Source organism: Microcoleus sp. PH2017_35_SFW_U_B (assembly GCF_020737865.1).
GTDB lineage: Bacteria > Cyanobacteriota > Cyanobacteriia > Cyanobacteriales > Microcoleaceae > Microcoleus.
On record NZ_JAEQDE010000193.1, the window covers coordinates 1 to 5611 of the forward strand.

At 43.3% G+C, this 5611-nt stretch carries 10 protein-coding genes and 2 pseudogenes; 3 read left to right on the forward strand and 9 right to left on the reverse strand.

What is annotated here, in order from left to right; translation table 11 throughout:
- Positions 1-112: 112 nt before the first annotated feature.
- Both JGK36_RS33420 and JGK36_RS33425 read left to right on the forward strand, forming a co-directional pair.
- A pseudogene (locus JGK36_RS33420) lies at positions 113-466 on the forward strand (winged helix-turn-helix domain-containing protein); the annotation flags it as partial.
- Positions 467-546: 80 nt separating this feature from the next.
- Positions 547-1011, forward strand: a complete 465-nt coding sequence (locus tag JGK36_RS33425) for an IS630 family transposase (RefSeq protein WP_293187162.1) — start codon at positions 547-549, stop codon at positions 1009-1011.
- Here JGK36_RS33425 and JGK36_RS33430 read toward each other — a convergent pair.
- Together JGK36_RS33430 and JGK36_RS33435 are read right to left on the reverse strand one after the other, a co-directional pair.
- Positions 983-1171, reverse strand: coding sequence for a macro domain-containing protein (locus tag JGK36_RS33430; RefSeq protein WP_293187161.1), 189 nt, complete (start codon positions 1169-1171; stop codon positions 983-985). The two genes, JGK36_RS33425 and JGK36_RS33430, sit on opposite strands and share 29 nt — an antisense overlap.
- 17 nt (positions 1172-1188) lie before the next feature.
- Complete coding sequence (locus JGK36_RS33435) at positions 1189-1383, reverse strand: DarT ssDNA thymidine ADP-ribosyltransferase family protein (protein ID WP_293187160.1); 195 nt, start codon at positions 1381-1383, stop codon at positions 1189-1191.
- A gap of 273 nt (positions 1384-1656) precedes the next feature.
- Here JGK36_RS33435 and JGK36_RS33440 point away from each other — a divergent pair, with 273 nt between their 5' ends.
- A complete protein-coding gene (locus JGK36_RS33440; RefSeq protein ID WP_293187159.1) occupies positions 1657-1833 on the forward strand; it encodes a hypothetical protein in 177 nt (58 codons plus the stop codon).
- A gap of 143 nt (positions 1834-1976) precedes the next feature.
- Here JGK36_RS33440 and JGK36_RS33445 read toward each other — a convergent pair.
- The 7 genes and pseudogenes from JGK36_RS33445 to JGK36_RS33475 all read right to left on the reverse strand — a co-directional run bounded on the left by JGK36_RS33445 (position 1977) and on the right by JGK36_RS33475 (position 5526).
- Positions 1977-2461, reverse strand: a pseudogene (locus JGK36_RS33445) (Uma2 family endonuclease).
- 210 nt (positions 2462-2671) lie between these two features.
- Positions 2672-2956 (reverse strand): type II toxin-antitoxin system RelE/ParE family toxin, encoded by a 285-nt coding sequence (locus JGK36_RS33450; protein ID WP_293187157.1) that lies wholly within the window; start codon positions 2954-2956, stop codon positions 2672-2674.
- Entirely contained in the window at positions 2953-3183 is a 231-nt protein-coding gene (locus tag JGK36_RS33455; RefSeq protein ID WP_293187156.1) for an addiction module protein, read from the reverse strand. The genes JGK36_RS33450 and JGK36_RS33455 overlap by 4 nt, the downstream gene beginning before the upstream one ends.
- 357 nt (positions 3184-3540) lie before the next feature.
- The gene (locus JGK36_RS33460; protein ID WP_293187155.1) at positions 3541-3813 is read right to left on the reverse strand and encodes a hypothetical protein; all 273 of its coding nucleotides are present in this window, start codon (positions 3811-3813) and stop codon (positions 3541-3543) included.
- Positions 3814-3856: 43 nt separating this feature from the next.
- Complete coding sequence (locus tag JGK36_RS33465) at positions 3857-4081, reverse strand: hypothetical protein (RefSeq protein ID WP_293187154.1); 225 nt, start codon at positions 4079-4081, stop codon at positions 3857-3859.
- A 329-nt stretch (positions 4082-4410) separates the two neighbouring features.
- Positions 4411-4896 carry a DUF4079 domain-containing protein gene (locus JGK36_RS33470; protein WP_293187153.1) on the reverse strand — a complete coding sequence of 162 codons (486 nt, stop codon included), beginning with the start codon at positions 4894-4896 and terminating at the stop codon, positions 4411-4413.
- 342 nt (positions 4897-5238) lie between these two features.
- Entirely contained in the window at positions 5239-5526 is a 288-nt protein-coding gene (locus JGK36_RS33475; RefSeq protein WP_293187152.1) for a helix-turn-helix transcriptional regulator, read from the reverse strand.
- Positions 5527-5611: the final 85 nt, after the last annotated feature.

Below are 5611 nucleotides of genomic sequence, written 5' to 3' on the forward strand. Positions count from 1 at the left end.
TTCACTTTAGTTATACGTGAGCATATTTTTGCGAACCTTCAGAGTGATGCTATGGCCGAGAGTACATAGATAATGCTTTTTGTCAATGCGTAAGTCCTAATATCGCTTAGTCCGTCGCTACAATCAATTAGGTGCACATGGGTTGAAAGACAAACGTCATCAACATCCGGGCACTCCACCTTTACTCTCTGTTGTAGAACAAGCACAACTGTTGCAAACTTTACGAACTCCGACTGCTGATGGAGGATTATGGAACAGTCGTAAAGTTGCTGAGTGGATCGGTAATTTACTCGATCGTCCAGTCAGCGTACAAAGGGGTTGGGACTATCTACGTTCGTTGGAGTTTCGGTTACGGGTACCCCGACCGGAACATGACCTAGCTGACCTTGAGGCTCAAGAAGCTTGGAAAAAAAACTGCGAACGCGAGCCAAACGAATTCAACAGCAGCATCCATTGGCAGCAGTAGAAGTGTGGGGAATGGATGAACATCGTCTCGGACTAAAGCCGATACTTAGGCGAGTTTGGGTAGGCTAGGTCGAGCAGCCCATAGCCAACGTCAATTGGCGATATCAATGGCTATGGTTGTATGGTTTTGTACACCCGTCAACGGGAGAAACCTACTTTTGGATTCTCCCAAAAGTTAACATCGAACTTTTTAACAAAGTTTTAGTAGATTTTGCCAAAGAATTTGGACTAGGCAAAGATAAACACATCATCTTAACTATTGACCAAGCTGGCTGGCATACTAGCCCACAAGTTATAGTTCCAGAGGGTTTACACTTAGAATTTATGCCCTCTCATTCTCCTGAATTACAACCAGCAGAGCGTCTCTGGCCGTTGGTAAATGAACCAATTGCCAATCGTTCATTTGAAAATCTTGATGAATTAGAGGAAGTGCTATTTCAGCGCTGCCAAGCTCTTCTCAAGCAACCTTCTTTAATTAAAGGGATTACTTGTTTTCACTGGTGGCCAAAAACCAAAGCTATATCATTCCGGTGCAACCGGAATTGATATGAGCTTTGCAAGCAAACTCATAAGCTTTGAAGTTTTCTGGAAAAGCTTTTCGGAATTGTAGTGCGATACCGCGTCCCATGACGCCCACACAATTCAAAGTGTTAACTAATGCTTCAGGGTCAGCTTTGAGGATGTCACCTTGAGTTAGCTCAATCATAGGTTTAGCGTCTCCCATCAAAAATACCAGGTAGGCTCTACAGCAATCGCGGGTTGATGCCCGGTGCTTGCCAAAGTCGTTTCAACTTGTGTTGCCATACTACTATTAATTGTCCCAATTTTCTCGATTAGTGTCCACGGAAAAACATCAAACATCAAAAACTCTGCTTGCTTACCTTCCTTGACTTTGGCATCACGAAAATCTGTGTTCACTTAGATAATATCAAGTTCGGTTAATTGCTTATAAGAACCGGCCGGGCGGGTTTATGAGATTGTCGGTTTTCGGCAATTATTATTAGTGAACCCGCCCCTACAGGAATTATATCTATTTAACCGAACCTGATATAACTATAAAAACCCGATCGCACAATTGCACAACTGATCGAACTCGGTTACACTCCAGAACTCCGCTATCAATGGAATCCAGAACGAAACGAATTCGATCTATACGCTCTAATTCACGATTTGCCGCTAGCAGAATCCCTAATGACCGACGAAAAATGTCACGAGTTTTTCCAGCATTTCAAATACAGCCAAATATATTCGATCGGCTGCGGTAATGCTGACCCAGATTGGCTGTTTGCTTGGGATTTTGATGACCCCCGCCGTCACGCCAAACCAGAAGAAATTGAACCTTTGCCAGCAACTACAGTAGCAGCTTAAATTATGACTGTCGATCTGTAAATTCTGTGTCTACAACAAACTCAATCCGTAGAAGAAAGAGCGATCCAGAGTGCGTTAATCTGGGAATCTGGGAAAAGTCGATTCCTGATTGATTTACCAGTCCTTGCAGAAGGATCGTATATCTAGGGCTGTCGATCGAAAATAATTTCCTCATATAATTGCTCGATCGGCAAACTTAGATTGATACTTTGAAACTCAACCCGTTCGCCCTCCCGAGGTTGCGGCGATACTTTTCAAACTTCTTCCCTCGATCGTAAGCTTCGGTGCTATCCGATAAAACCTCCACAATTAAGCAGGGATAAGTAATATAAAGAGCATTCTCGCGATCGCGCCCGTCACAAGTCACGCTTAGATCGGGATACGTATAGTTGGGCGTATTGAGAATGTTAACCTTTAAATCTGAATTAAAAACAGTGCATCGACCGCCCCGCAGATGAGAGCGAATTAACAACAAGAAATTAATTGCGATCGCACTATGATTTTTAGTGCCACCACTCATCGCATAAACCCGACCATCGATTAGCTCGTGCTTTTCCAGTTGTTGCTCCTCCCAAGCAAAATACTCTTCCGGTGTAAAGTGCCGATCGTTATCTCGTGCTGCTATCATCACAATACTCCATTAATCAAAAGTTAATAATACCAACTCACAACTCGATAAAAAGTGACACGATCTGGTAAACTTACGTAAATTATCTCGATCGATTTGAGCTTTGAGATGTGAGATTTACGATAAATATCCCTAGTGTTTTTTAGCTCTACCCAAGCAAGTATCTAGCGATTATTTTGCGGGTAAGAGCAGGTGTGTCAATTTGAAGTGTTACAGACGATCCTGCCAGTAGCTGGGATCGCGACGACAACTCATGATTGCTGCGATCGCTATCCTGTCTGAATAAACTCGATACAAGATAGCATAGGAAAATTTGGGGGTTAGATACCGACGAATTTGGCCTTCAACAATCGGCCAGCGTTCGGGTGCGCCAACGATCCGAAATATAGAGTTTTCTATGGTGTCGATGAAATCCTGATGGCGGTCTTGCTGGGCGAAGAATTGGACAGCTTCTGCATATTCTTGCAGGGCGGCTGGGTGAAATTCGTATTTCATTTTCCTAGCAATTGTCGAACTTGTGCCAAGGCAACATCGCCTGGAATGGATTGGACTGTGCCACTATCAATCTCGGCAATGCGGTCTTGAGCTTTCTGTACGCCCTCCTTCAAAACATCTTGATCGATCTGTTCTGTCATGCTTTCTAGGATCTTGTCGAGGAGGATAGCCTTGGCGGTATCGGGTAGGGCAGTTGCTTCGGAAATAAGCTGGTCTAGGGTTAGCATTGGATGATTTTGCTCCGAGGAAACGATCTGAATTCTAACAATTTTTACGGGAAGATTTATTGGTTTGGATGATCTGGTGGAGTTTCTCGGCGGCTGTCATGGTTTGTGGGGAGTGGATGGGGTTGTATATGTATTATGACTAAGTTTTACGGGCCCAGCCAATACATAGACATTACGAATCAGGCTATCGACACAAACAAGATGTATGGGTCCAAGCATAATATACGTTATCAGGTGGAAGAGTTAAAGCACCCTCGAAGCCTGTATAAACAACACACTCTATCTCAACATCCGATCGCTCCGGGGGACGCAGAATCACATTGATTCTTGCTTGAAGCCCAACAACAGTTCCGTGAATCACAGTGCAGTCCTTGTTAAGGTGCCACCGACTGCATAAACTGCATTGAACCCAATTCGCTCTGTCCAAAGAACTGCATTTTCATGCCGAGCCTGCAAGCGACGACAAGTTGCCAGTAAATCGCTGTCAATCTCGTAATCACCAGTTTCAATGTCGATCGAAATAATTTTGCCAATATTTTCCTGAGTTTCTACTTTGGCACGAATTTGATTCTCGTAAATTGCTTTTCCGCGTTGGACAATTTCTCGATCGTCGAGATCGGCGTGAGACATAAAGCATCATCCATCACCGACGTGTTTTAGAACAAACGGACTTTTATTTTACACCATTCTGTTCTTGTTGTTTTGTAGCCAGAAGATTCATTAAAACATTGGCAGCCTCAGAGCAATTGTAGGGCGACCAGACAGGATACTCTTGGTTCGCAACAAAGAAGTTTGCATCCTCTGCTTTGACAAGTTCTGTTGCAAGAAACTGCATCAGCCGAAGCTTGTCAATTTTTGGAAGTTCCTGGATTTGTAACATGAGTTCAGCCAATGGCATTCGATCGTCTTCTCGTTTGAGGATTGGTGAAAGTATTGGGGATGTTAGCTTATCGCATGGGGGCGATCGCTAGCATCTATTTATTGTACCAATTAGTCCGATCAATTGGCTCAGGATCTTCACAAGTAACTTTGCGATCGCGCATTAAACAGTGATGCAAACCCACTTCGGAAACCGCACCCCAACGACACTTTTCGATTGCCCCCTGACAGATAACCTAACGATCTAACGACCAAGATAAGCGGCGGTAGGAAACCTTGATAACCTCACCAAAATCTCTCAACCGTCCGCTTCATCGACTTGTTAGACGGCTGGCAACTGCAATTTGCTTATTTGCCAAACATTTCCGGTAACATATCTTGAATGAGAATGCTAACCCCTGTTACAACCTGAGCAATAGATAGAATAGCAATTAATACGCCAAATGCGATATGTGGAACTCTTGCCCAACTCTTGCCTTGATAGATGAAAGTAGATAGTGAGCCAGCAAGGGCAGCAAAACAAATGACACTTAATCCAACAATGAGATGAGGACTAAAAAACAACTGCCCATACAGATAATAAGTTACTGCCATTCCCCCAACACCACCAACTACCCACATTGAAAGCAAGATCGAGGCTACTTGAGCGTGCTTTAGGTTGAACTTCTTTTTTACCAGTTCTTTTTTCTCTTCGCTCCGTGCTGTACGAGTGCGTCTTGTTTGTACCCCAAAGTAGGCAGCATAGAAGGTAGCAGTGACAACTGCTGTCATAATCACAGGATGTAGAAAAGCTATGAAGGATTTTAAGAGCAGCGGAATATCATTCCTCATCATGAATAAAAACCTTTGTATGTAAATAGGGTTTCAGGAGTTCTGTCAGTCAACCAGGAGTGTTGTCACAACGATTTGGAATCTTCTTGCTGAGTTGGTTCTTGGAGGAAGAGAATACAGCCCGTTGTGAATAGGAGGCTTGCCAATAGATGTCCAATTGAATGTAGTGAACAATCTGTAAAAACTTCGCTAACTGAATCACCTGTAAAAATGAGAGAACCTAGCAGGAAAAGCCAATTGCCAATTGAATAAAGCGTCATCTTAGAGCCTCTAAACTCAACTGATCCTATTCAACAGCATTGTCCTCAATGTTTCTTGCACGTTTCTCCGTTTCCTAGCACATTCTTACTGCTGAATAAGAAACTGCTTTGGAGTCACACCAACCAAGCGTTTAAAGTGACGAGTCAAATGGCTTTGGTGAGTAAATCCAACTTGATAGGCAATATCTGCAATTTTCTCTTCACCATTGACGAGTAACTTCTTTGCTCGTTCTACGCGCTGCCGAATCACATATTGATGGGGCGCAAAACCTATAGATTGCTTAAATTGCGTGGTGAAATAGTTAGGACTAATTTGGGCGATCGCTGCTAAATCAGCCAAAGCTAGCTCTTGATCGAGATGGGAGCATCCCACTTTTTGACTAAGTAGAAATACCTAGCTTGATGTCATTATTTAAATACGCACATCTCAGTCTTAAAATTTGAGGCACATTTTTTTC